This window comes from Streptomyces sp. SID5910 (assembly GCF_009862125.1).
Classification (GTDB): Bacteria; Actinomycetota; Actinomycetes; order Streptomycetales; family Streptomycetaceae; genus Streptomyces.
This window is the reverse complement of sequence record NZ_WWHX01000245.1, coordinates 1-719: the sequence shown is the minus strand read 5'-3', so window position 1 is coordinate 719 and position 719 is coordinate 1. Positions and strand designations below refer to the sequence as shown.

At 78.9% G+C, this 719-nt stretch carries 1 pseudogene; it reads right to left on the bottom strand.

Annotation, left to right across the window (positions count from 1 at the left end):
* Window positions 1-719, bottom strand: a pseudogene (locus GTW67_RS08720) (CHAT domain-containing protein); the annotation flags it as partial.

Below are 719 nucleotides of genomic sequence, written 5' to 3'. Positions count from 1 at the left end.
GCGGTGCCAAGGCGGCCACGAGCGGTGCCATCACCGCCTGCCCGGCCCAGTCGCAGAGGTCGTCGAGCGCGCTCTGCCAGCGTTCCTCGCAGGCGGCCTGCCGCGACGGGTCCGCGTCCGGGTCGGCGAGGGCCCGGGAGCGTTCCGCTGCGGCGTCGAGGTAGTCGTCCAGCGGCGCGCTGCCCGGCAGGAGCAGATCCGGCAGGGGCAGCATGACGGGGCCGGCGCCGGGGCGCAGGATCAGGGCGTGGCCGGGGAGCGGGCGGCTGGAGATCGGCCTGCCCGGCAGCAGGTAGACCAGCGCGTCCGTGCCCGTCGCGGCGAGCCCGGCGGACAGCTCGGCCACGTCCGCCGTGCCGACGAACTGCCGTGTCCCCGCGCCTTCTCCGGCACCGGGGCGCACACCCAGCACGGCCAGGGCCCTGCGCCGCAGCCCGCTGGGGACCGGCGGCTCACCGGCCGCCGGTACGTCGCCGGCCCGCGCGCGCAACGGGTCCGTGGGGACCTGGGCACGCCACTGCCGGGCCAGCTCGGCGTGGCCGGCAGCGGCCAGCAGCTCGGGGATGTTCCGCGACGCGGCGGCGGCCTGGAGCACCAGGGCCCGCCCCTTCTCCAGGCCGGCCACGGCGTCGGCCGGCCGGTGCGCGAAGCAGGCGGCGTACGCGAGCCGCCGCGACAGCACGGCCGCGTTGAGCGCCGCCGTCAGACCGTGGTCGGCG